20 protein-coding genes are annotated in these 21,282 nt (G+C 32.4%); 2 read left to right on the forward strand and 18 right to left on the reverse strand.

Going from position 1 to position 21,282, the window contains the following annotated elements; all coding sequences use genetic code 11:
• Positions 1-26: 26 nt before the first annotated feature.
• The 4 genes from RB619_RS01840 to RB619_RS01855 all read right to left on the reverse strand — a co-directional run bounded on the left by RB619_RS01840 (position 27) and on the right by RB619_RS01855 (position 4,444).
• Complete coding sequence (locus RB619_RS01840) at positions 27-671, reverse strand: alpha/beta fold hydrolase (RefSeq protein ID WP_308093420.1); 645 nt, start codon at positions 669-671, stop codon at positions 27-29.
• A 105-nt stretch (positions 672-776) separates the two neighbouring features.
• Positions 777-1,103, reverse strand: a complete 327-nt coding sequence (locus RB619_RS01845; RefSeq protein WP_308093421.1) for a hypothetical protein — start codon at positions 1,101-1,103, stop codon at positions 777-779.
• A gap of 4 nt (positions 1,104-1,107) precedes the next feature.
• Positions 1,108-2,358 carry a dihydroorotase gene (locus tag RB619_RS01850; RefSeq protein WP_308093422.1) on the reverse strand — a complete coding sequence of 417 codons (1,251 nt, stop codon included), beginning with the start codon at positions 2,356-2,358 and terminating at the stop codon, positions 1,108-1,110.
• 157 nt (positions 2,359-2,515) lie between these two features.
• Positions 2,516-4,444, reverse strand: coding sequence for a BatA and WFA domain-containing protein (locus tag RB619_RS01855; protein ID WP_308093425.1), 1,929 nt, complete (start codon positions 4,442-4,444; stop codon positions 2,516-2,518).
• A 248-nt stretch (positions 4,445-4,692) separates the two neighbouring features.
• Here RB619_RS01855 and RB619_RS01860 point away from each other — a divergent pair, with 248 nt between their 5' ends.
• A complete protein-coding gene (locus RB619_RS01860) occupies positions 4,693-5,805 on the forward strand; it encodes a lactonase family protein (RefSeq protein WP_308093428.1) in 1,113 nt (370 codons plus the stop codon).
• A gap of 141 nt (positions 5,806-5,946) precedes the next feature.
• Here RB619_RS01860 and RB619_RS01865 read toward each other — a convergent pair whose 3' ends face one another.
• The 9 genes from RB619_RS01865 to RB619_RS01905 form a co-directional block, all read right to left on the reverse strand.
• Positions 5,947-7,299 (reverse strand): DEAD/DEAH box helicase, encoded by a 1,353-nt coding sequence (locus RB619_RS01865; RefSeq protein ID WP_308093432.1) that lies wholly within the window; start codon positions 7,297-7,299, stop codon positions 5,947-5,949.
• 107 nt (positions 7,300-7,406) lie between these two features.
• Entirely contained in the window at positions 7,407-7,778 is a 372-nt protein-coding gene (locus RB619_RS01870) for a response regulator (protein ID WP_308093435.1), read from the reverse strand.
• An 8-nt stretch (positions 7,779-7,786) separates the two neighbouring features.
• On the reverse strand, positions 7,787-10,000 hold the full coding sequence (locus tag RB619_RS01875; RefSeq protein ID WP_308093438.1) for a DUF4838 domain-containing protein: 2,214 nt from the start codon (positions 9,998-10,000) through the stop codon (positions 7,787-7,789).
• Between the two features lie 5 nt (positions 10,001-10,005).
• Positions 10,006-11,271, reverse strand: coding sequence for a YaiO family outer membrane beta-barrel protein (locus tag RB619_RS01880; protein ID WP_308093440.1), 1,266 nt, complete (start codon positions 11,269-11,271; stop codon positions 10,006-10,008).
• Between the two features lie 4 nt (positions 11,272-11,275).
• A complete protein-coding gene (locus RB619_RS01885; protein ID WP_308093443.1) occupies positions 11,276-12,712 on the reverse strand; it encodes a glycosyltransferase in 1,437 nt (478 codons plus the stop codon).
• Complete coding sequence (locus RB619_RS01890) at positions 12,709-13,770, reverse strand: hypothetical protein (RefSeq protein WP_308093445.1); 1,062 nt, start codon at positions 13,768-13,770, stop codon at positions 12,709-12,711. The genes RB619_RS01885 and RB619_RS01890 overlap by 4 nt, the downstream gene beginning before the upstream one ends.
• 74 nt (positions 13,771-13,844) lie before the next feature.
• Complete coding sequence (locus tag RB619_RS01895; protein WP_308093448.1) at positions 13,845-14,609, reverse strand: TIGR02757 family protein; 765 nt, start codon at positions 14,607-14,609, stop codon at positions 13,845-13,847.
• Positions 14,602-16,302, reverse strand: coding sequence for a hypothetical protein (locus tag RB619_RS01900; RefSeq protein ID WP_308093450.1), 1,701 nt, complete (start codon positions 16,300-16,302; stop codon positions 14,602-14,604). Before RB619_RS01900 ends, RB619_RS01895 begins: the two co-directional genes overlap by 8 nt.
• Positions 16,302-16,967 carry an ABC transporter ATP-binding protein gene (locus RB619_RS01905; RefSeq protein WP_308093452.1) on the reverse strand — a complete coding sequence of 222 codons (666 nt, stop codon included), beginning with the start codon at positions 16,965-16,967 and terminating at the stop codon, positions 16,302-16,304. Before RB619_RS01905 ends, RB619_RS01900 begins: the two co-directional genes overlap by 1 nt.
• 240 nt (positions 16,968-17,207) lie before the next feature.
• Between RB619_RS01905 and RB619_RS01910 the strand changes: the two genes are divergently transcribed.
• Positions 17,208-17,507 (forward strand): hypothetical protein, encoded by a 300-nt coding sequence (locus RB619_RS01910; RefSeq protein ID WP_308093454.1) that lies wholly within the window; start codon positions 17,208-17,210, stop codon positions 17,505-17,507.
• Here the strand turns inward: RB619_RS01910 and RB619_RS01915 are convergent.
• The 5 genes from RB619_RS01915 to serC form a co-directional block, all read right to left on the reverse strand.
• Positions 17,504-17,806, reverse strand: coding sequence for a DUF6787 family protein (locus tag RB619_RS01915; RefSeq protein ID WP_308093456.1), 303 nt, complete (start codon positions 17,804-17,806; stop codon positions 17,504-17,506). The genes RB619_RS01910 and RB619_RS01915 overlap by 4 nt on opposite strands.
• 32 nt (positions 17,807-17,838) lie before the next feature.
• Positions 17,839-18,279 carry a DUF6146 family protein gene (locus tag RB619_RS01920; protein ID WP_308093458.1) on the reverse strand — a complete coding sequence of 147 codons (441 nt, stop codon included), beginning with the start codon at positions 18,277-18,279 and terminating at the stop codon, positions 17,839-17,841.
• A gap of 202 nt (positions 18,280-18,481) precedes the next feature.
• Positions 18,482-19,045, reverse strand: coding sequence for a DUF937 domain-containing protein (locus RB619_RS01925; RefSeq protein ID WP_308093460.1), 564 nt, complete (start codon positions 19,043-19,045; stop codon positions 18,482-18,484).
• A gap of 102 nt (positions 19,046-19,147) precedes the next feature.
• Positions 19,148-20,098: a D-2-hydroxyacid dehydrogenase gene (locus tag RB619_RS01930; protein WP_308093462.1), complete on the reverse strand. Its 951-nt coding sequence runs from the start codon at positions 20,096-20,098 to the stop codon at positions 19,148-19,150.
• Between the two features lie 111 nt (positions 20,099-20,209).
• The gene (serC, locus tag RB619_RS01935) at positions 20,210-21,280 is read right to left on the reverse strand and encodes a 3-phosphoserine/phosphohydroxythreonine transaminase (RefSeq protein WP_308093465.1); all 1,071 of its coding nucleotides are present in this window, start codon (positions 21,278-21,280) and stop codon (positions 20,210-20,212) included.
• Positions 21,281-21,282: the final 2 nt, after the last annotated feature.

A 21,282-nucleotide genomic window follows, 5' to 3' on the forward strand; every position in this document is an offset into this window, starting at 1 on the left:
AATACTAAAAAAGTGAACACTGAACACTAGCTAACAAGCCAATCCTTAAAATCAAAGAAATTCTGTGGTGCAACACCATGGCCAACAGGATATTCTTTGTAAGTAATTGGAATATTTAATTTCTCTAAAATTGCAGGCGTTTTTCTAGCCCATTCAATCGGAATGACTTGATCTACAGTTCCATGTGAAGCGAATATTTTTAAGTTTTTAAAGTCATTATTTTCGAAGCCTTCTTTTATGATTTCGTCATTAAAATAACCACTCATCGCCACAACTCTCTGGATTTTTTCAGGATACGAAAGTGCAGTAGCATAACTTAAAATCGAACCTTGACTGAATCCAATTAATGTTACATTATTGGCGTCAATTGGATAATTGGCAACTAATTCATCAATGAAATTTGCAATTGCATCGCGAGAAGTTTTAGCTTGCTCATTGTCTGAAAATTTATTCTGATCAGCATCAAAATTGATTGCGTACCAAGCATAAGCTCCATATTGCAAATCATAAGGCGCTCTTGCTGAAATGATGTAATAATTATCTGGAAGTTCAGAAGCAAATGAGAATAAATCGGCTTCGTTACTGCCGTATCCGTGCAATAAAAGCAATAACGGATTTTTATCTAAAATTACTTTTGGCTCTTTTATTTTATATTCTAAAGATAGATTCATTTTTTAATTGTCAATTGTAAATGGTGAATTGTGAATTTTTCACTTTGTCAAAGTTTCAAACTTTGACAAAGTTCTAGGAATTTGGAATTTATTTTTTGGATTTGATTATCCTATCGATTTAAACCATTTTTGAAACAATTCGCCAACTAAGGGAATTGGTTTCATTTGGCCCTGAATAGCAGTAAAGATTCCGTATGTCCAAAGAATTGAAATACAAATCCACATTGGAAAAGTGATGAAAAAGCTGTCAAAATTGCTGATGATTGCTCCGAAAGAAATAAAAGTCAGCGATAAACCTAAAGCCTGACGGATATGAAAAGAAGCAAAACTATTTTTGTTTTCAGAATTCATGCTCATAGCTATCAAAACACCAATAATTAAAATATAACTGGTAATAGCGATTGATTTTCCTTCTTCGATTGTATTGTTCATTGTATTATTTTGTAACAAGTTGATTTTGATTTAAAACTCCGTAAACAGAACCTTTAAGTTCGGTTCCTAAGAAAGCAGAATTTTTAGATTTTGAAAGAATGTTTACCTTTTCAAAAGTTGATTTTCCTTCTGGAGTAAAGAAAGTGAAGTTTGCTTTTGCACCTTCTTCGATTGTGTTGTTTTCTAAGCCAAAAATTGTTCTTCCAGATGTAAGTTTTGCAACCACAGTTTCTAATGGTAAAACCGTTAATAAAGCTCCAAAAGCGCTTTCTAAACCAATTGTTCCGTTTTTAGCTGTGTCAAATTCCATTTTTTTGAATTCAATATCAATTGGGTTGTGATCTGATGTAATGGTATCGATTGTTCCGTCAGCAATTCCGTTTAATAACGCTTGTCTGTCAACTTCTGTACGTAATGGTGGTGTTACTTTAAAACGTGTGTCAAATCCGTCCAGTTTTTCATCGGTTAAAACCAAATGATGCACAGAAACACTTGTCGTTACGTTTAATCCTTTTGCTTTAGCTTCTCTAATCAATTGAACTGATTTTGCTGTAGAAATGGTCGGAATATGAAGTTTTCCGCCTGTATATTCTAATAAAAACAAGTTTCTTGAAATCTGCAGTTCTTCAGCTAAATTCGGAATTCCTTTCAAACCTAATCTTGTTGAAACAATTCCTTCATTGACAACTCCGTTTCCTTTAATGTTTGGATCTTGCGAATAAGCAATTACCAAACCATCAAAATCCTGAACATATTGTAATGCGATTTTAAGCAAATTGGGATTCTCAATACTTTTGTTATAATCTCCAAAAGCAATTGCTCCAGAATTTTTCATGTCATAAAGCTCTGCCATATCTTTTCCTTCGCTGGCTTTTGTTAAAGCACCAATTGGCAAAATTTCTGTAGCAAAACCGTTTGCTTTATTTTTTACAAAATTTACTTGAGATTGATTATCAATAATCGGGAAGGAGTTAGGCTGTAAGGCAATCGCAGTAAAACCACTTTTTGCGGCAACGTTTAATCCGTTTGCAATGGTTTCTCTGTCTTCATAACCAGGTTCTCCTAATGAAACACTGCTGTCAAACCATCCTTGCGAAACATGAAGATTGTCGAATCGTACTACTTCGGCATCGTCATTTGGAAGTGAAACTCCTATTTTTTCAATTAAACCATCTGCAATTAAAAGATCAACGGTCTGATTATGAAACGGACTTTTTGAGTCGATAATTTTGGCGCTTTTGATGATTATTTTCATATGTAGAGATATTTATTTTATTCAAACATTAAATGTCTTATGTTTTTAACCATTAAGAAATTAAGCTAATAAAGGGAGGAACTTAATTTTCTAAACATTAAAAAAGTAAGTTCATAAAGTAAAAACTTAATAATATTAATGTCTTAATGGTAAAAAATCATTTTACAAATTTTATAATTGCCATTTCTAATGCTAAAAATAACAGTGCAAAGATAACAAACCATTTCCAAATTTGGCTGTCAGTTCGTTCAGTTTGTAGCGTATTAAAAATGGTTGAAATAGTATCGGCAGTTTTAAAATCAGAAACTACGTTTGTATTTACCTGACTTAAATCACTTTCGGTTCTTTTGTAATTAAAGCTCAAATTTTCAACCCATTCTTTCTTATCAAAAATGCTATAATTTCCTGCGGTTTCAGGGAAATCATTGAATGTTAATTTGACTTTGTTATTCAAAATTTGCTGAATCGGAATAAAAGAATCTTCAGTTCCTTTTACTTCTAAAATGGCATCTTTTGTCAACAAAACATCAACAAAATATGGTTGATTATTTCCAATTGTTAATGCATTTACACCCGTTTTTTGATTGTTCTGTGCCATTTTATAAAACAATGGAACAATTAAAGGCGATTGCTGAAAGTTAGAATTTGCCGAATTTATTGGTGCCGAAAAAACGGTAATACCAGAAGTCGAATTTTGAATTGCAGTTACAAATGCGCTCTGATCTTCATAAGATAAAACGGCCGGATAAGGACTAGAAATAGCAAATGAAGTGCTTGTTTTTGGATATTGAAAATTCGTGATTTTATTCTCAAAAACACCAGAAAACAAAGGATGATCAAAATTGATTTTCGTGATTAATTTACTTTCGGTTTTAAGATTGTTAAACTGAACTTTTCCAAAATTCCCTAAAAATGAATTTAGATTTGAAATCGAACTTTTTTCAGATGGAATAACAACAATATTTCCGCCTTTAGAAACAAACGCTTTTAAAGTCGTCTGCAAAGCCTGCGGAATTTCAACTAATTCGTTTAAAATTATCGTATTCTGTTTTTCTAAACTATTGTAATCTAAAGTGCTGATAGAATAATTATTATAATTGAACTCAGCAGAAGTGTAAATTCTCGAGAGAAAACTACTTTTTTCAGGTTCACCAATACTGATTACGTTTGTTTTTTTATTTTTAGAAATGCTGAAAAACAATTTGTTATCATAAGTCAATCCATTGTCTTCAATCGAAACGAAGCCGTGAAAAGCTTCTTTTGGAATCGTGAAGTTGATTTTCTTTTTCTTTGTATCAAAATTGATAATCGTTTTGGCAATCAGTTTATTTTGATTGTATAAAGCGGTCGAAATTGGTTTGAAATCTTCGCCATAACCCGATAAATTCACGCTTATTTCGTAGAAATTCTCTAAAGTCTGATTAATGTACACGCTGTCAATTGAAACGTTGTTTTTCTGCTCCGCTTCAGGAATTATAAAATAAGGTTTATCTTCAGAATCAATGTTTTTAATGTCATTTTCGGACAAACCTACAGCATCAGAAATAATAACAATATCTTTTTTATGTGCCGATTTATGCGCTTTTACTTTTGCCATAATCGACGAAAGTTCAAATGGCGTTGCGCTATAATTCAAATTCTGTAACGAACTTTTAACCGACTTAATATCTGTGTTCCAATAATTTTCGGTATTTGTCAATAATGAAAATTGAGCAGTTTCAGGCGTATTTTCTAATAATTCCTGAACGGCACGTTTTAGCAATTCTCCTTTTTTTCCTTTCGCCTGCATGCTGAATGAATTATCTAAAATGATATACATTTCGTTTGAGGCATTTTTGCTGTCTTTGGCTTCAAAAAATGGCTGTGCAAAAGCGATAATCGCGCATGTAAGCAACAATAGACGAGTAGCAAGCAATAATCGTTTCTTGATTTTTGAACTTTTACGAGTCTGAATCGCCAGTTCTTTTAAGAAACGGACATTGGTAAAATAAGAAGTTTTAAAACGTCGTAATTGAAATAAATGAACCAAAATTGGAACAATCAATAAAAACAGAAAGTATAGAATTTCGGGATGTTTAAAATGCATTCTGGCTTCGATTTACTTCGTTACGTTTTGTTTTTCGCGAAGATGCTGGTCAAAAATACAAATTAAAATTATTAAACCATATAAGTTCATAGAAGAGATTATAAGTTAAAATGTTTAAGTATCCTAAAATGAACTTACATAACTTATATAGTGGAAATCCTTTTTAAAAATGTAACTTTTATGGTTTTATTTGTAATGATGAAAAAGATATTATTGCGTATTTTAGCGTATTCAAAAAATAATAGAATATGAAAAAATTATATGTGATCTTATTTTCGGCTTTTGCTGTGACAGCGACAAATGCTCAAAATAAATTCAACTTATTAGTTGGGACTTATACGAATAAGTGCCAAAGCAACGGAATTTACGTGTATGAATTTAATGCCAATTCTGGAGAATTTAAATTGAAAAACTCTTCAGAAAATGTAATTAGCCCAAGTTATTTATCAGTTTCGGCGAATAATAAATTTGTGTATGCTGTAAATGAAAACGGAACTCAAAGTGCAGTTAGCGCGTTTGGATTTGATGCGGTTTCAGGAAAGCTTAAATTTTTGAACACAAATGATGCTTTAGGTGCAGATCCTTGTCACTTGATTAATGATGATAAAAATGTAATTGTTGCAAATTATTCTGGAGGAAGCATTGTTGTTTTTAAGAAAAATGTTGATGGAAGCATTACAACAGTACAACAGTTGATTCAGCATGAAGGAAAAGGTCCAAATGTGGCACGTCAGGAAAAAGCGCATGTACATCAAGTTGTTTTTTCACCAGACAAAAAGTTTGTTTTGTCTAATGATTTAGGATTGGATAAAGTATTTATCTACAAATATAATCCTGATGCTAAAAATGAAATTTTAACTTTAAAAGGTTCTGTTGATGTAAAAGCAGGAAGCGGACCAAGGCATTTGACTTTTGGTAAAGATGGAAAATTTGTTTATTTAGTTCAGGAATTGGATGGCACGTTAACAACTTTAAGTTATGATAAAACTGGAAATCTGAAAATAGTTGCAGAAACAAGCATTCTTCCAAAAGGATTTACAGGTGGAACTGGTGCTGCGGCAATAAAAATTTCACCTGACGGACAATTTTTATATTTAACTGACCGTGTAGACGCAAATGCAATTTCGGTTTATAAAATTCTGAAAAATGGAAGTTTAGAATTGGTCGAACAGCAAAGTACATTAGGAAAAGGACCAAGAGATTTCGCTATTGATCCATCTGGAAATTTTCTTTTAATTGGACATCAATATACAAACGATATTATCATTTTCAAAAGAGACAAAACGACCGGAAAGCTTACAGATACTGGAAAACGAATTGAACTATGTTCTCCGGTTGGTTTAGTTTTTACGAAGATTTAATTTTCTAATAGGTTCAGAGTAACAAAGGGACAAAGCATAAAAAAGGCACAAAAGAAAAATCTAAATTTTTCTTTTGTGCCTTTTTTAGTTCAAACCTTTGTCTCTTTGTTACTCTGAACCTTTGTCCCTTTACAAAAAAAACTATTTATCCTTATCTTTTCTCTTCTTATCTCTCGTTTTAAGCATATTTCGATTGACAGAACCGTGTGTTTTCTTTTTAGTTTTAGAAGGTCCACCTAAGTTGACTTTCTTGTTCTTTTTCGATTTTTCATGAAAAGCGCCTTCACCTTCAAGTTTTACTTTTTTCATTAAAAACTTAATTGGCTGTCTGTCTTTTTCAGGTTCAATTAATTTAGTTGAAATTTCGACTTCTTCAGGAAAATCAGAGATTTCAAGTTCCTGATTCATTAAAAGCTCCGTTTCGATTTTGAATTCCTCTTCTCTTGGTGTTACAAAACTAATTGCAGTTCCAGTTGCATCAGCACGACCTGTACGACCAATTCTGTGCATGTATAATTCAGGTTCTTCTGGAAGTTCAAAGTTTATTACGTGCGTGATATCAGAAATATCCAAACCTCTCGCCATAATGTCTGTTGTAATCAAACCTCGAAGATTTCCTTCCTGAAACTCAGCCATTGTACTCAAACGATAATTTTGAGATTTATTAGAGTGAATTACACCAAATTGTCCCTCAAAATGCTCTTCAATACGTGTATGAAGCATATCAGAAATCTTTTTATTGTTTACGAAAACCAAAACACGATGCATGCTTTCGTTTGTTTCCAATAAATGTTTCAGCAAATTTACTTTTGTATTGAAATTTGGAACATTGTATGTAATTTGAGTAATTTTTTCAAGAGGTGTTCCAGATGCTGCAAGTGTAACTTCTTCTGGAAAATCAAAATAATCGTTCAAGATATCATCAACTTCGTCAGTCATAGTTGCTGAGAACAAAATATTTTGACGTTTTGTTTTCATCATAGCCAAAAGTGAAGTCAGCTGTGGTCTGAAACCTAAATTCAGCATTTCGTCAAATTCGTCGATAACTAGTTTTTGAGTTTCGTCAAAACGAACAACAGCGTCCAGAGCCAAATCCATTGTACGTCCAGGGGTTCCAACTAAAATATCAACTCCTTCGTAAACGGCTTTTTTCTGCGTATTAATGTTTACACCTCCATAAATACCTAAAGTTTTAACCGACATGTATTTAGTCAGTTTTTCAACTTCTTCAACAACTTGAACTACTAATTCACGAGTTGGTACCAAAACAACAATTTTTGGTGTATTGGTATTTGTGAATTTGTAAAGTTTTAAAAGAGGCAGTAAATAAGCAAATGTTTTACCGGTTCCGGTTTGCGCAATTCCCATCATATCACGACCAGACATGATTACAGAGAAAGATTTTTCCTGAATAGGAGTAGGCGTAACAAAGCCTAATTCGTCAACAGCTTTTTGTAATGATTTTGGAAGATTGAATTTTTCGAAAGTGCTCATTTGCATTAAATTTTGTGCAAATATAGCTATAAATAGCTGAAAAATTGGTATTTCTTAGAAATTACAAAAACTTAAGCGATTCATATTTCTTAAAAATAGAGTTTGAATTACTGCAAAAATCGTTTTATTCGCAATAAAAGTTCATTTGGATTAAAAGGTTTTGCAATAAAATCATCAACGCCCAATCTAAAAGCTTCTTCTACAGTGTCTTCTTCTTCTCCAAGGGACGAAAGCGCCACTACACGTATGTGCGCGTAATTTTTTTTAATGTGATTGATAATTTCCAATCCTGATTTTAACGGAATAATAATCGTAGTAATCACTAAATCAGGTGCAATAGTTTCAATTCGTTCAAGCGCGCTGATTCCGTCTTTAGCAACACTAATTTGATAACCTTCCCGATTTAAAATAAATTTTAGAATTTCGATAGTCATGTCGTCACTATCAATAATCATAATTTTTTTGTCACTGCTGTTCATTTTGGCTTTTATTTTTTATAAAGTTCGATTTCATCAATCATAACCATTGGCTTTTTATTTTTTCTTTCCCTCCAAGTTGGCAATATTGTTTGATTTTCAACAAGCACTTTAATCTTCACAAAACTATTAAAGCTTTGATTTTCAGATTCCCAAGATTTCGTTGAAATTTCAAATTCTTCTGTTAAATTATCACAAATTTTCTCCTCTATAAGTTTCCATTTCTGATTTGCAAAACCATAAACTTTGATCTTTTTTGGAGTAAAAATCCAATGACGCTGATCGTTTAAAAAATTCAATTTTAGGATATTAAAATTCAATCTATTTGTTTCAATTTCAAAAGATGGACTTGTTCCGTACCATCCAATCCAGTTGATATTAAAGTCTTTATAGCCTCGGTTTCCATCCACTAAGCCATAACTTCCTTTACCCTTAAAATCTTCTGATGGTGGTGTTAGATAATTGATTTTTAAATCTTCACCCAAATGCGTTGTTTTGTTTTTACAAATTTCAAGCCATTCTTTATAATAATTATCGGGTGAAAGGCCATCTTCGCTTAATTCATAAATTCCCAAATCATTGCAGGATTTAGTAAATTGTAAAACTCTTTCAGTCAAACCGTTTTTTACTTCTTTTTCTCCTTTATCATTTACGACAAACATTCCGTGTTGGTTTTTGCCATAAAATTTGGACTGTTCAAAATAGGCAAATTCTAAGGCTAGTCTTAGTTTTTGAACTCTGGTTTTTAAAACAGCATCATCGGCAACTGCATCGGCTGCTTTATCCAACAATTGATCATATTGATCCATATTTGCCGGCGTCAAGAAAGAATTTCGGGCTTGAACCGGACCCGAATAAATATCTAAATAAGCATTGCTTTTGGTTTGATTTTCGGTTAAAACTTTTAAATAATTGCCAACAAACGGCGCTGCTTTTCCATAAAAACCTCTTAAAAAGTCGGCTGTTGTAGCTTGTATATTAATATCAGTATCCCATAATAATTTTGCCAGAAGATATTGTCTTAATTCTGAAAAATCTCCCGGAACATCGGCATATCCCTGAACAAATAAACCTTTTACTTTATTCTTTTTAAAGAGTTTGTAATTACTCTGAAAAGGCTCAAAATTTGGAAACGGCGACATATAATTTGAAAATTGAACTGTATAATCCCATAAAAATAAATGGGGAGAAATGCTACTCCAGTTTTCCAATGTTTTTATAAAAGTAGGTTCATTTTGAGCTGTAATTGTTTTTCCCCGATTTAATTCAATCGGACAGAAAATAGTGTAGATATTTGGCGCGATTTTTAAATTTACAGGCGGTTTAAAAGTGTGCAAATAGGCGAGTGTCGTAATTTTTGTACTAGGAAAATGAGAAGCAATTTTATTTAAAAAATAATATAAAGATCCTTGGGGTCCGCCATATTTTTCATTCATTTTTCGGCATTCTGCGCATTCGCAGTATACTACGTCATCATTTTGGCTAACGGAATAGAATTGTGCATTTGGTTTTTCTTCAATAATTTTTGTCATTTTCTTCTCAATTAAACTAACGACAGTATCATTGGTCATGCATAAAGATTCTCCGTTTCTTTTTCCTTGGTACAAGGCAAAAAGTTTTGGATTGCTTTTAAAATATTCATTTGGCGACACAAGAACATTAAAAGAATGTCCCCAAATTCCAAAATCATTTAAGTGCCAGTCAAGTTTATGCCAGTCTCTAAAAGCTTCGTCATAACAATCAGGAAAGAAAAGTGCTCTGTAATCAAATGAAGGCTGATAGCGTTTTAGTGTGTTTTTAGCAAACGTAAATTGATCGACTTTTGGAATATAGGTTTCAATAGCAGAAAATTTCCTGAATTCCCAAACTTCCAGCAATGTATACACAGCATAACGCATTGCTCGTGCGTTTTCAGCAATCAGATAAATAGATTTTGAATCACTTTTAATGATAAAATCATTTGGTTTTAGTTTTTCCTGATCTGAAATTTCTAAAATTATTTCTGATTGATCACCATCTTTTTTTTCACCTGAAATATTATCAAATTCTTTAGCAAAAGCTTTATCGATATATCTTTTTAATACCACAGCAGCGTCACGAGCATCATCTGATTTTGAGAGAATGCTATTTTTATTAGTTATAATAATTTCAGATTGTGACATCATATTAAAATTGAATAGGAAGAAAAAGAGGAGCTGTAAATATATCTGATGCTTTTTTTTCATGATTTCTAAAATTTATATTGCAATAAAAAGGCAAAATCAAGCTCAGTTTGGTATTTATTTGGCGAGTATTCCTGCTCGTTTGTAGTGATTAAAATTCCAGCTATATAATGACTTTTTATAAGTTTGTTAAAACCCGCACTGATTCTGAAAGATTTTAAAGTCATTCCTGCTTCATATTCAGCAGCGCGTGTTCTGTCATCTGGGGAAGTTCCGTAACCGGCAATCAAAGTTACGTAATCAAATTTTGTTTTATAATAATATCTTGAGGTAAAAGTAAAAGATGGTCCTTCACTCTGAATAAAAGACCTAAGATTTAGCCAATAAGAGCCAAAATACTTGCCAAGACCTACATTAAGAGATTTAATATCATTATTGTCCTGCGCTTTAATATATCGGAAACCTAAATCAGCTTCCCAACCCTTATCGAAATTATGATAATAAGAATATCCTAATCTCCATTCAGGAAATGCGTCGTCTTTGCTGTACGCAACATCTAAGTAGGAATAATTATTTTTTTTCGCATAAAGATAGGATTCAATTTCAAATTGAAGTCCGCTCGCCATTACTTGGTTAGATGAATACCTTTTAGCATAACTTACTCGGCCAATTAAGCTTCCCCATACACGCTGTCTCAAATAATCGGCACTCGCCAAATTCCATGGGCCCGCTTCGTCACGACTAATAGTCGTGTAGTTATAATACACACCAACGCGATCCATATTTACAGTCGAATATAATTCATAGAGCTGTTGCTGAATTTCAGGATCGTTTGGAAATTTGGCTTTAATCGATTTTAAATATTTAGCTTCGTTTTTGGTGTCATTCTGTAAGGAATAAAAAGCAATTCGTTTTAAGCGAAATGTTTTATCATCAGGATATATTTCGATTGCACGATTCGCTATTTTCACACCTTCAACATAGTTTTTTTCTTCCAAATCTAAATTAATGAGGTACAAAAAAGCTTCCTGATATTTATTGCTTCTTTGAATAATATAATTATAATAAAATCTGGCGCTGTCTTTTTCGTTTACAAAATCATAATTTCGCCCTAAAACCAAATGAAAATCCAAGTAATCTGGAGCTAGTTTTTTACCAAGTGAAGCACGCTGAATGTTACGTTTATAATCAGGATGACTGTTTTTCATATCTTTGATGATAACAGTCAGCAGACTATCTGTATCGATTTTCTGTGCTTTTAAATTTTGGCTAAAAAACAAAAACAAGCAGAGGAATAATTGAATAATATGTATCGTTTTAATGCTCTTCATCATTAAATTATTTTACAGGTGATTTTTCAAAACCTTTACGAACCATGACGCCCCATTTTTGCTCTTTGTTTGTAAAAAAGTACCAATATCCTTTTAACGATGCATAAACGTTTATAGGGTGATAAACAAAAGGCTCGATGGTGACCATTGCAACAAGGATTATTAATTCCTTGTAATTTGCATAACTTCGGTACAGTATTTCATCTATTAAAATTGAAATAATAGTAATGGATAAATAAAAAAGATATACTAAAGCGCTTATAATCAATAAATATTGATAATCGATTATACCAAAAATTAGACTGGAAATCAAAGTAATAACTCCAATGAATTCTATTATTGGCACTAAAAATTCAAAACTGAAAAAGAAAGGCAAAACAAGAAATGCCGTTCGTCCATATTTTGGATTTAAAAACATATTTCTATGCAAATAAAGCGTTTGTACCAATCCTCGTGCCCAGCGGATTCTCTGTCTCAAAAAAACTTCTCTGGTACTAGGAACTTCTGTCCAGCAGAGTGATTCTGGAATGTATTTAATCAAAAATTGCTGCTTTGTGTCGTGCATATATTTGCGCATGCGCGTTACGAGCTCCATATCTTCACCGAGAGATTTATGCCAATAACCGCCTGCTTTGATTACAATATCTTTATCAAACATTCCGAGTCCGCCAGAAACCAGTAATAAGCCGTTTATCTGGCTCCAGGCCATTCGTCCAAATAAAAAAGAGCGAACATATTCCAGTTCCTGAAACATCGGATACCATTCTTTTGGGTAATGAACTCTAAATAAAAAGCCTTCTTTTACATCGCATGAATTTGAAATTCTGATGCCGGCACCTGTAGCAATTACACGAGTCTGACTTTCCATAAAAGGTTTTGCCAGTTTTAGAATTGTATCTTGTTTTAAAATACAATCAACATCTGTGCATAAAAATAATGGATATTGTGATGAATTAATACCTGCATTTGATGCGTCTGCTTTGCTTTTCCCGTTTACTTTATCTACAACAAGAAGTTTAGAATAAACAGGATTTTTTGATTTATAATGCCCTCTTACAGGCTGTGTCACAATTTTTTCCTGATAATAAAAGTCAATTTTAACCAAATCAAATTCGGTTATCAGTTTTTGCAAAGTGTCATCGGAGCTTCCGTCGTTTACAATTATGATTTCAAATTTTGGATAGGTTAAAGACAATAATGATTTTACATTGTAAACAATATTTAAGCCTTCGTTAAAGGCCGGAGCGACTACTGAAACACCTAGAATATGATTAGAACGCAACAAAACTTCTTCTTCAAGATATTTTTGATATTTTAAGTGCTTTATAATTGCCCAATAGGATAATATGGATAAAAACACATAAAATAAGATATACCCAATAGAAAAAAAGGCTACAAAAATATCATAACCGCGTATCAGATGAGTCAGAAAATCGTGAATCATATTTGTACTTGTCTAATGTGATTAATCATTTTTTGAGTGTCAGCATCTCTATTTCCTAATATTTCCAGACTTTTGGGATCGATGCAATTGTAACAATAAACCATTTTAAGTTTAAGATCTTTTAACTCTTGTTTTTCAATTTCGATTTCTAAAAAATCTAATGTTTTCTGTGAGCCGATAATAGAGAGCGTTTTTAGCATTTGAAATTGAATTTCAAGTTTTTCCGCTGGATATAAAGATAAAATTACATCTTCGGCTTCATACAAATAAAGGTCTCTGATTGCTATGATAACATCGGTTTTTAGACCAAGATGTTTATGATGCAATAAATTGATAATTTCAGCCGATTTGTTTCTGTAATTGTAAAATACCATTACCATTATGGCTAGTTTTAAGACTGCCTTTTTTTTAGAATATATCCATTGATCCACTTCTTGAGGCATAGGAATTTTTTCTGAGTGAAGTACATCCATAACTTTTATCGTGGTAATAATCGTTACTTTAAGAGGCAATTTTTCGACAGCCTGCCAATCGCCTTTTGACAATGCTAAATAGGCAATATTAGCATTGGACCGAATAATTTTATTAGAACTAAATAAATATTTTTTTATAAGGGAAATTCCTGGAATGTAGCCTAATAATTGAAAATGATGTATTCCTTCGTATTTTTTATATTTTCTGAAATCTCTAATTAAGCTTGCTGAATAATTGTTTAAACCTAAACGTTTGTATATAAGAAGAATGTTTTTTGCGGCCGGACCTTTTAAGTTGCTTTTCATTCGGATCAAATCCTCAATAAGCATGTTTTTGCACCAAGTTTTATGGATTGGAATTTCTGATTTGAATTTCGCAATTCTATACTTTAAAGTATTCTTGTCAGGTTTTGATAAGGTGATTTCAGTCAGAAATATTTCTGACTTTCGAATAATCATGTGTTTATAAGGAAGGCTGTATTGGTAGAAAACCCTTTTCAGAATTAAAAGAGCAGCTAAAGAAAGCGTTAAAACTATAAAGAATGGAAGTACAAAATATTTGATATAACCTATAAGATGTTCCATAATACAAGGCTTTTACACTTGTAATATTACGAAAAAAAAATGCAATATCAAAATAATATCATTAAATTTTGTAGTTAAAATCCTTCAAAAACTCCAAGCCCAAAAAGTGCAAAGTCATATTTTACAGGATCTTGTGAATCCATCTCTCTGAGTTTGGTGTCCAATTCGGCTAATGCTTTTCCGTCGTTTTGTTTTCGTGTAAGCAAACCTAGTTTTCTAGCTACATTTCCAGAATGTACATCTAGCGGACAAGATAAAGAAGCCGGAGAAATAGTTTTCCAAATTCCTAAATCAACTCCTTTTGTGTCTTGTCGAACCATCCATCGCAAATACATGTTGATGCGTTTTGCAGCCGAATTGTTCAATGGATCAGAAATGTGTTTTTGAGTTCTTGGCAAATGATCAATTTCAAAAAATATCTTTTTGAATTCATGTATGCTTTTCTGCAGACTATTTTCTTCTTGATTTTTGGCAAAAACAGCTTCAAGTCCATCGTGATTTTTATAAATATGTTGTAGACCCTTTATAAATCCACCAAAATCTTTTCCGTTGAAAGTGCGGTGAACAAAGGTTTCTAAATCTGCTAGATTTTCATCAGAATGTGACATGACAAAATCATAAGGCGTATTGCCCATTAATTCCATCATTTTATGAGAATTCTTGATGATCATTTTACGGTTTCCCCAAGCAATTGAAGCGCTTAAAAAACCTGCAATTTCAATATCTTCTTTTTGAGAAAATAAATGCGGAATCTGCACAGGATCGCTTTCAATAAAATCTTGATTGTTGTATTGAATGACTTTTTCGTCTAGAAATTCCTTAAGTTCAGCTTTATTCATTTTTTGAAAGTTTTTTGGCGTAAAATCCGTCTTTTAAATCATTGGTGCGCATCTGTGGCACGATGTGAAAATATTTTATAAAATAATCAATCTGCACTTTGTCTACACAAGGAAGTTCTCCGTCTCCATTTGCCCAGAAAAAATCATTTTTTACAGGAGAATTATATTTTAAGTTTCCTGACTGAATTATTCTGAAAGCTGAATTGCTTTTTGAGTTTTGATAAGGATGAATAATATTTTCGGTTGAAAAATTACTGATTTCCAACATAAATTTATGATTTGAAAATCGATTTAGATTTATTGGAACAAGTAAAACTATCATTGTGGGAAGCAATGATAATAGTAATGTTGTATAGATTGTTTTTTTGTTTTGAATAATTGAGACAAAACAGAATATCGAAAAGAATAAAATAAAATTCATGAAAAATCGATATTGTGGCGACGTTATAAAAAACAGAAAAAGTTGCAGTATCATTACAAAATAAAGTGCCCAAAGCGCTCTTTTTTTTTGGAATTTGTAAATAAAAAATGGAACTATAATAATCAAAAGAACTGCTATTTTATTAAACAAACCATTTAATTTTGGCATTGATAGCCAAGTAAAAAACAAATCAGTAACCGACATTGCATTGTACTCTTCTCCAGTAATAAAAAAACCAAAGTATTTAATTTGATCATAATAAAAGCCTTGGATCGATGGTGGAATCGCGTAATCCATCGTAACGGATTTAAAAAGTTTTGATGGATAAATTGGGGATCCGCAGATGATCATGTTTTTCATGACAAAAATGGAAAAGACCACAATGGCAATTAAAGCGGGCCGTACAAGTTTATTTGAAAGTAACTTATAATGAAGCAAAAATAAAATTACAGGAATTAACGCAAAAGTCAGCGTAGTGTTTTTGATGTACAGTAAAAACAAAACCAGAATTACAATTAAGCTGAATGCCTGAGAAGTTATATTTTTGAAATTTTCCAAAAAGTAAAAAAAGACAATAAATGAAATTACATAAACTGGAATATCTGGAGAAGGTGCGCTTATAAACTGAAAAAAGAAGATATTAAACAGCGGAAACAATCCAATAATCAAATAATTTTTATTGCCGTTTTTGTAATATTCATTAAGTTTTTCAATCGAGAAAATGTTGCCTAGCAAAAGGCAGAATCCGCTTAAATCATTGAAATTTTTATACAGAAAAGAGAAACTGAAAGCACTTTGAGTAATATGCCAGCCACTCATTTGCCCTAAAAATAAGTGCAAATTTACAAGCCCTTTTACAAAACCATATTCGTTCAGCCATTTTACGGTTTGTATGTAATACGATTCATTGTCAATCACAAATGGTATCGACGCGCATTGTGCTATTATTAAAAATGGAATGACAATTAAATATGTTTTTAAAACAATGTCTAGCTGACGAAACTCGGTAATAAAAGTTTTATAAATCTCAAAAATCGAGGTTTTGAATTTTATAAATAGAATGAAATTCAAAAATCCTAAAAAAAGATGAAACTCGATGTTGATTCTACCAAAAATTGCCCAAATACTACCAAAAATTGTCGTAAAGAACAACCCGAGCACGGCAGTAATAACAAAGTTTTTAATTTTTAAACTGATAATTTTATTTAAAGTATAGCCTAAATTAATAGTTGTAAATAAAATATAGATCCAGCTTATGAAAATTAAAATCATTATGAAAGAATTTGTCCGTCAGACATTACCAGTTTTCTATCGGCCATATTTGCCAATTCTTCGTTGTGGGTTACGATAACAAATGTCTGTCCAAATTCATCTCTTAATTGAAAAAACAATTGATGAAGGTTTTCTGCAGAATGGGTATCTAAATTTCCTGAAGGTTCATCGGCAAAAATAACATCTGGCTTGTTTATTAAAGCTCTCGCAACAGCAACGCGCTGTTGTTCTCCGCCTGAAAGCTCGTTTGGTTTATGATCTATTCGATGAGACAATCCGAGAAATTCAAGGAGTTTTTTAGCTTCAGCTTCAGTTTCTGCAACTTTTTTACCAGCAATGTACGCTGGAATGCAAACATTTTCTAGTGCTGTAAATTCTGGTAGTAATTGATGAAACTGAAAAATAAACCCCAAATTCAGGTTTCTAAAATTAGATAATGCTTTATCATTCAGCTTTAGAATGTTTTCGCCGTTTATGGTTAATGAAGTATCTGTAGTACCGTTTGATGGTTTGTCTAATGTTCCTAGAATATGCAGTAAAGTTGTTTTTCCGGCACCCGAAGCACCAACAATTGAAACAATTTCTCCTTTTTTAATATGTAAATCAACACCTTTTAAAACTTCAAGCTGATCGTAGAATTTATGTATATTTTTTGCGTGTATCATTTTTTGAAACTGTTTCTACAAAGAAACGAAGATTATAATCAATATTCAAATTCCAAATTCCAAATTCCAAATGATATTACTATCAATCCAAATCTAAAATCTAAAGACTGCAATCTAAAATCTAATATTCCTAAATCGGTACATTTATTGTATATGGGAATTTAGAAATTAAATTCACGAAAGAAATAAATAAAATTTCTAGTATATTTTTTAATTTCGGATAAACTAAATAAAGATACGATGCAAGATTTAAAAGCAACAAATGAAGATGATAGAACCAATAAACTTTTGATTGGTCTGCTGTTGGATGCTATTGGAATGATTTCTTTTAGTATTCCTTTAATCGGAGAATTTTCAGATGTAATTTGGGCTCCAATTGCAGCTTTTATTATGACACGAATGTACAAAGGCAGAGTAGGAAAAGTGGCTAGTGTATTAACTTTTTTAGAGGAAATAATTCCTTTTACAGATGTAATTCCGTCATTTACGCTAACTTGGATTTATACTTATTATTTTCAGAAGAGAAATAATGAGGATTAATCTTTAAACAAAAAGCCTAATCCCATATTTTTAAGCATTTTCTTTTCGAAGTTCCAAAAGAATTTGAATTGTCCAAAGATAGTTCCAATGACAACTAGTAAAACCTGATAAATTGGAAAAATTATTAGCAGACGAATTAAAGTAAACCAGCCACCAAAATCTTCTTTTGTAATGCCCAGCCAAACGCAAAATGGTTTAGACAGCCACGCAGATGCCGATCCGGTGATGGCAAAAACGATTAGAATGATTATGGCTTGTAAGTTTGAGGTAATTCCCCAGCGTTTCTTTAATTTATTCATTGCTATTTGTAATGATTACAAATATAATAACATTATCTAGATGGAACGTAACCCCAAAGCTTTTGTTTATAAGTATTTTGAAAATAAATCATGTAGTTGTAAATAAGATAATTCACCTCGTAGCCATAATGAATCTCAGGGCGATAATCAATGAGCATTTCGTATAAATTTGGATTATAAACCTGTGGCTGACGCACGCGATTATTCCACTCTGTTACATACAGATAATTTTTGTTTTCAAGATAAGCTAGAGAGTAATAATGACGTGGTTGCGCCATTGATACCAGCCAAGTCGAAAAGCCATTGTCAATAATAATTACTTCGTATTCTAATGAATCATTTACAATTTTCACGGTATCACTTACAGCTTTATTTACTTTAGGCGAATTGGAAGCTATTGCATCATTTTTTGAAGCAGTCGAGCACGCAATTATCGTAATTAAAATAGCTAATATGTAAATGAATTTCTTCATGACAGTTGTTTTGAACAATTAAAGTTACGGATTTTTTTGTTGAAAAGGTTCAAAGTAACAAAGTAACAAAGTGACAAAGTGACAAAATAACAAAGTAACATAGGAGTAGCGCTATTATTTATAAAAGAAAAAACTGATTACAATTTTGTAATCAGTTTTTAACCTTTGTCACTATGAACCTTTGTTACTTTGTTACTTGTATCTACTTGCTTCCAAAAAGTTTCCCTATAAATCCAGAAATACCGCCTTTGCTTTTTGTAACAACAAGAACATCTGCAACATCGACTTTTCCATCGTTGTTTTGGTCAAGGCCAAATTGCATTCCGTATTTCGAAATGGTGTCCATAATTCCAGACGCTTGTCCACTGTTTCCTGAAATCGAATTGATGATATCTGAAATCTGAAAACTGCTATCATTTGGATCTTTTGCTTTATTTACCAATGAACCTAAAATCTGTGGAATCAAATTAGAAGCAACGCCACTAGAATCGGCACTGCTCAATCCAAATTTTTCACCAAGGTTTCCGCTTAATTGCTGTTGAATTTGTTGCACTACAGGATTTGAACTGTCGATAGCTGAATTTCCATTAAATAATCCCGCAATTTGTTCTGTACCGCCTTCAGAAACAATTTTTTGTAATCCTGCAAAAATTGAATTACTAGTTTCGCTTAATACAGCTTCGTTATGCTCATTCGGGACAGCAGAATTGTTTACAACGGCATCTCCGCCGTATTGCTGTACTAATTGTGTTAATTGTTCAAACATGATTTTACGAGTTTTAGATTATACACCAAAATTAACAAAAAGAAAGGGATTTACTACAAAATTGTAATAAATCCCTTTAAAGTTAATCTATTTTTTGATTGCTTAGCTCAACAAAGTAATAATTTGTGAAGCTAATTCTGTTCCAATTCTGTCTTGTGCTTCTCCAGTTGCAGCTCCAATGTGTGGAGTCAATGAAATTTTAGAGTGCATTAAGATTGCCATTTCTGGTTTTGGTTCGCTTTCGAAAACGTCTAAACCAGCAAAAGCAACTTTCCCTGAATCTAAAGCTTTTACTAAAGCTACTTCATCAATAACACCACCACGAGCACAGTTTACGATACCAACTCCGTTTTTCAAAATTTCAAATTCTTTTTCTCCAATGATGTAACCATCTTGAGCAGGAACGTGTAATGTGATAAAATCAGCTTCTTTAAATAAAGATTCCAAAGATTGAGAAACGATTTTAGTTGCGATAGATTGTCCGTCGAAAAATTCAACTTTAACATCTACTTCAGGAATAAAGCTGTCAGCAGCGATAACTTTCATACCTAAACCAAGCGCCATTTTTGCAGTAGCTTGCCCGATACGACCAATACCAACGATACCTAAAGTTTTTCCTCTTAATTCAGTTCCGTTAGCGTATGCTTTTTTCAAACCATCAAAGTTTGAATCTCCTTCAAGAGGCATATTTCTGTTAGAATCATGTAAAAAACGAACACCAGAAAATAAGTGTCCAAATACTAACTCAGCAACAGATTCTGATGATGAAGCAGGAGTATTGATTACATGAATTCCTTTGCTTTTAGCATAATCAACATCGATATTATCCATACCAACACCGCCACGACCAATTATTTTGATACCAGGACAAGCATCGATAATATCTTTACGAACTTTAGTTGCGCTACGCACTAAAATTACGTCTACATTATTTTCATTAATAAAGTTAGCTACTTGTTCTTGAGCTACTTTTGTAGTTATAACTTCAAATCCACCTTTTTCTAAGGCTAGAATTCCACTTTTAGAAATTCCATCATTTGCTAATACTTTCATTGTGTGTTTATTGTTTATTTGGTTAATCGTTTAATTGTTTAATCGATAAACCAGCTATTTGATTTTTCTTTTTGATATTTTTCAGCTGAAAACTGAGACGGAGACCGAGAACTAAACTTTAGCTTCCAATGCTTTCATTACATCCACTAAAACCTGAACACTTTCGATAGGCATAGCGTTGTAAATAGAAGCTCTGTAACCACCAACAGAACGGTGTCCTGGCAATCCAGAAATTCCTGCAGCTTTCCATAAAGCGTCAAAAGTTTCTGTATGATCAGCGTTGTTCAATAAGAAAGTAACGTTCATTTTAGAACGATCTTCTACTGCTGCAGCACCTTTAAATAATGGATTTCTGTCGATTTCAGCATAAAGTAAATCAGCTTTTGCGTTGTTTAATTTTTCAACAGCAGCAATTCCGCCTTTTTCTTTAATCCATTGTAATGTCAATAACGAAACATAAACAGCAAAAACAGGAGGAGTATTGTACATACTTTCTGCTTTAATGTGTTTAGCGTAGTCTAACATACTTGGGATTGTTCTACCGCTTTTTTCTAAAATTTCTTCTTTAACAACAACAAGAGTTGTTCCTGCAGGTCCCATATTTTTTTGAGCTCCAGCATAGATTAAATCAAATTTTGAGAAATCCAATTCACGTGAGAAAATATCAGAACTCATATCGCACACAACTGGAACGTTTGTCGATGGGAATTCTTTCATTTGAGTTCCAAAAATGGTATTGTTGCTTGTACAGTGAAAATAATCTGCATCACTTGGTATTGCGTATCCTTTTGGAATATGGTTGTAATTTTCTTCTTTTGAAGAAGCTACAACAACAGTTTCGCCAAAATACTTAGCTTCTTTAATTGCAGCTGTTGCCCAAGTTCCTGAATCTAAATAAGCCGCTTTTCCGTTTTCTTTCATTAAATTATAAGGAGCCATCAAGAATGCAGTACTTGCACCACCTTGTAAAAACAAAGCCTGATATCCTTTTCCTTGAAGTCCTAATAATTCTAAAGCAAGGGAGCGAGCTTCATCCATAACAGCAACGAAATCTTTGCTTCGGTGCGAAATTTCAAGGATAGATAATCCTGAATCATTAAAATTTAAAACTGCTTTTGATGCTTTTTCAAAAACTTCCTGAGGTAAAATACTTGGTCCTGCGCTGTAGTTGTGTTTTTTCATGG

It is taken from the genome of Flavobacterium sp. LHD-80, assembly GCF_030929605.1.
GTDB lineage: Bacteria > Bacteroidota > Bacteroidia > Flavobacteriales > Flavobacteriaceae > Flavobacterium.

What these genes read in the sequence shown, in the direction of transcription:
- RB619_RS01840 (WP_308093420.1), bottom strand. Translation starts at nt 671, where the DNA reads ATGAATCTATCTTTAGAATATAAAATAAAAGAGCCAAAAGTAATTTTA.
- RB619_RS01845 (WP_308093421.1), bottom strand. Translation starts at nt 1,103, where the DNA reads ATGAACAATACAATCGAAGAAGGAAAATCAATCGCTATTACCAGTTAT.
- RB619_RS01850 (WP_308093422.1), bottom strand. Translation starts at nt 2,358, where the DNA reads ATGAAAATAATCATCAAAAGCGCCAAAATTATCGACTCAAAAAGTCCG.
- RB619_RS01855 (WP_308093425.1), bottom strand. Translation starts at nt 4,444, where the DNA reads ATGCATTTTAAACATCCCGAAATTCTATACTTTCTGTTTTTATTGATT.
- RB619_RS01860 (WP_308093428.1), top strand. Translation starts at nt 4,693, where the DNA reads ATGAAAAAATTATATGTGATCTTATTTTCGGCTTTTGCTGTGACAGCG.
- RB619_RS01865 (WP_308093432.1), bottom strand. Translation starts at nt 7,299, where the DNA reads ATGAGCACTTTCGAAAAATTCAATCTTCCAAAATCATTACAAAAAGCT.
- RB619_RS01870 (WP_308093435.1), bottom strand. Translation starts at nt 7,778, where the DNA reads ATGAACAGCAGTGACAAAAAAATTATGATTATTGATAGTGACGACATG.
- RB619_RS01875 (WP_308093438.1), bottom strand. Translation starts at nt 10,000, where the DNA reads ATGAAAAAAAAGCATCAGATATATTTACAGCTCCTCTTTTTCTTCCTA.
- RB619_RS01880 (WP_308093440.1), bottom strand. Translation starts at nt 11,271, where the DNA reads ATGATGAAGAGCATTAAAACGATACATATTATTCAATTATTCCTCTGC.
- RB619_RS01885 (WP_308093443.1), bottom strand. Translation starts at nt 12,712, where the DNA reads ATGATTCACGATTTTCTGACTCATCTGATACGCGGTTATGATATTTTT.
- RB619_RS01890 (WP_308093445.1), bottom strand. Translation starts at nt 13,770, where the DNA reads ATGGAACATCTTATAGGTTATATCAAATATTTTGTACTTCCATTCTTT.
- RB619_RS01895 (WP_308093448.1), bottom strand. Translation starts at nt 14,609, where the DNA reads ATGAATAAAGCTGAACTTAAGGAATTTCTAGACGAAAAAGTCATTCAA.
- RB619_RS01900 (WP_308093450.1), bottom strand. Translation starts at nt 16,302, where the DNA reads ATGATTTTAATTTTCATAAGCTGGATCTATATTTTATTTACAACTATT.
- RB619_RS01905 (WP_308093452.1), bottom strand. Translation starts at nt 16,967, where the DNA reads ATGATACACGCAAAAAATATACATAAATTCTACGATCAGCTTGAAGTT.
- RB619_RS01910 (WP_308093454.1), top strand. Translation starts at nt 17,208, where the DNA reads ATGCAAGATTTAAAAGCAACAAATGAAGATGATAGAACCAATAAACTT.
- RB619_RS01915 (WP_308093456.1), bottom strand. Translation starts at nt 17,806, where the DNA reads ATGAATAAATTAAAGAAACGCTGGGGAATTACCTCAAACTTACAAGCC.
- RB619_RS01920 (WP_308093458.1), bottom strand. Translation starts at nt 18,279, where the DNA reads ATGAAGAAATTCATTTACATATTAGCTATTTTAATTACGATAATTGCG.
- RB619_RS01925 (WP_308093460.1), bottom strand. Translation starts at nt 19,045, where the DNA reads ATGTTTGAACAATTAACACAATTAGTACAGCAATACGGCGGAGATGCC.
- RB619_RS01930 (WP_308093462.1), bottom strand. Translation starts at nt 20,098, where the DNA reads ATGAAAGTATTAGCAAATGATGGAATTTCTAAAAGTGGAATTCTAGCC.
- serC (WP_308093465.1), bottom strand. Translation starts at nt 21,280, where the DNA reads ATGAAAAAACACAACTACAGCGCAGGACCAAGTATTTTACCTCAGGAA.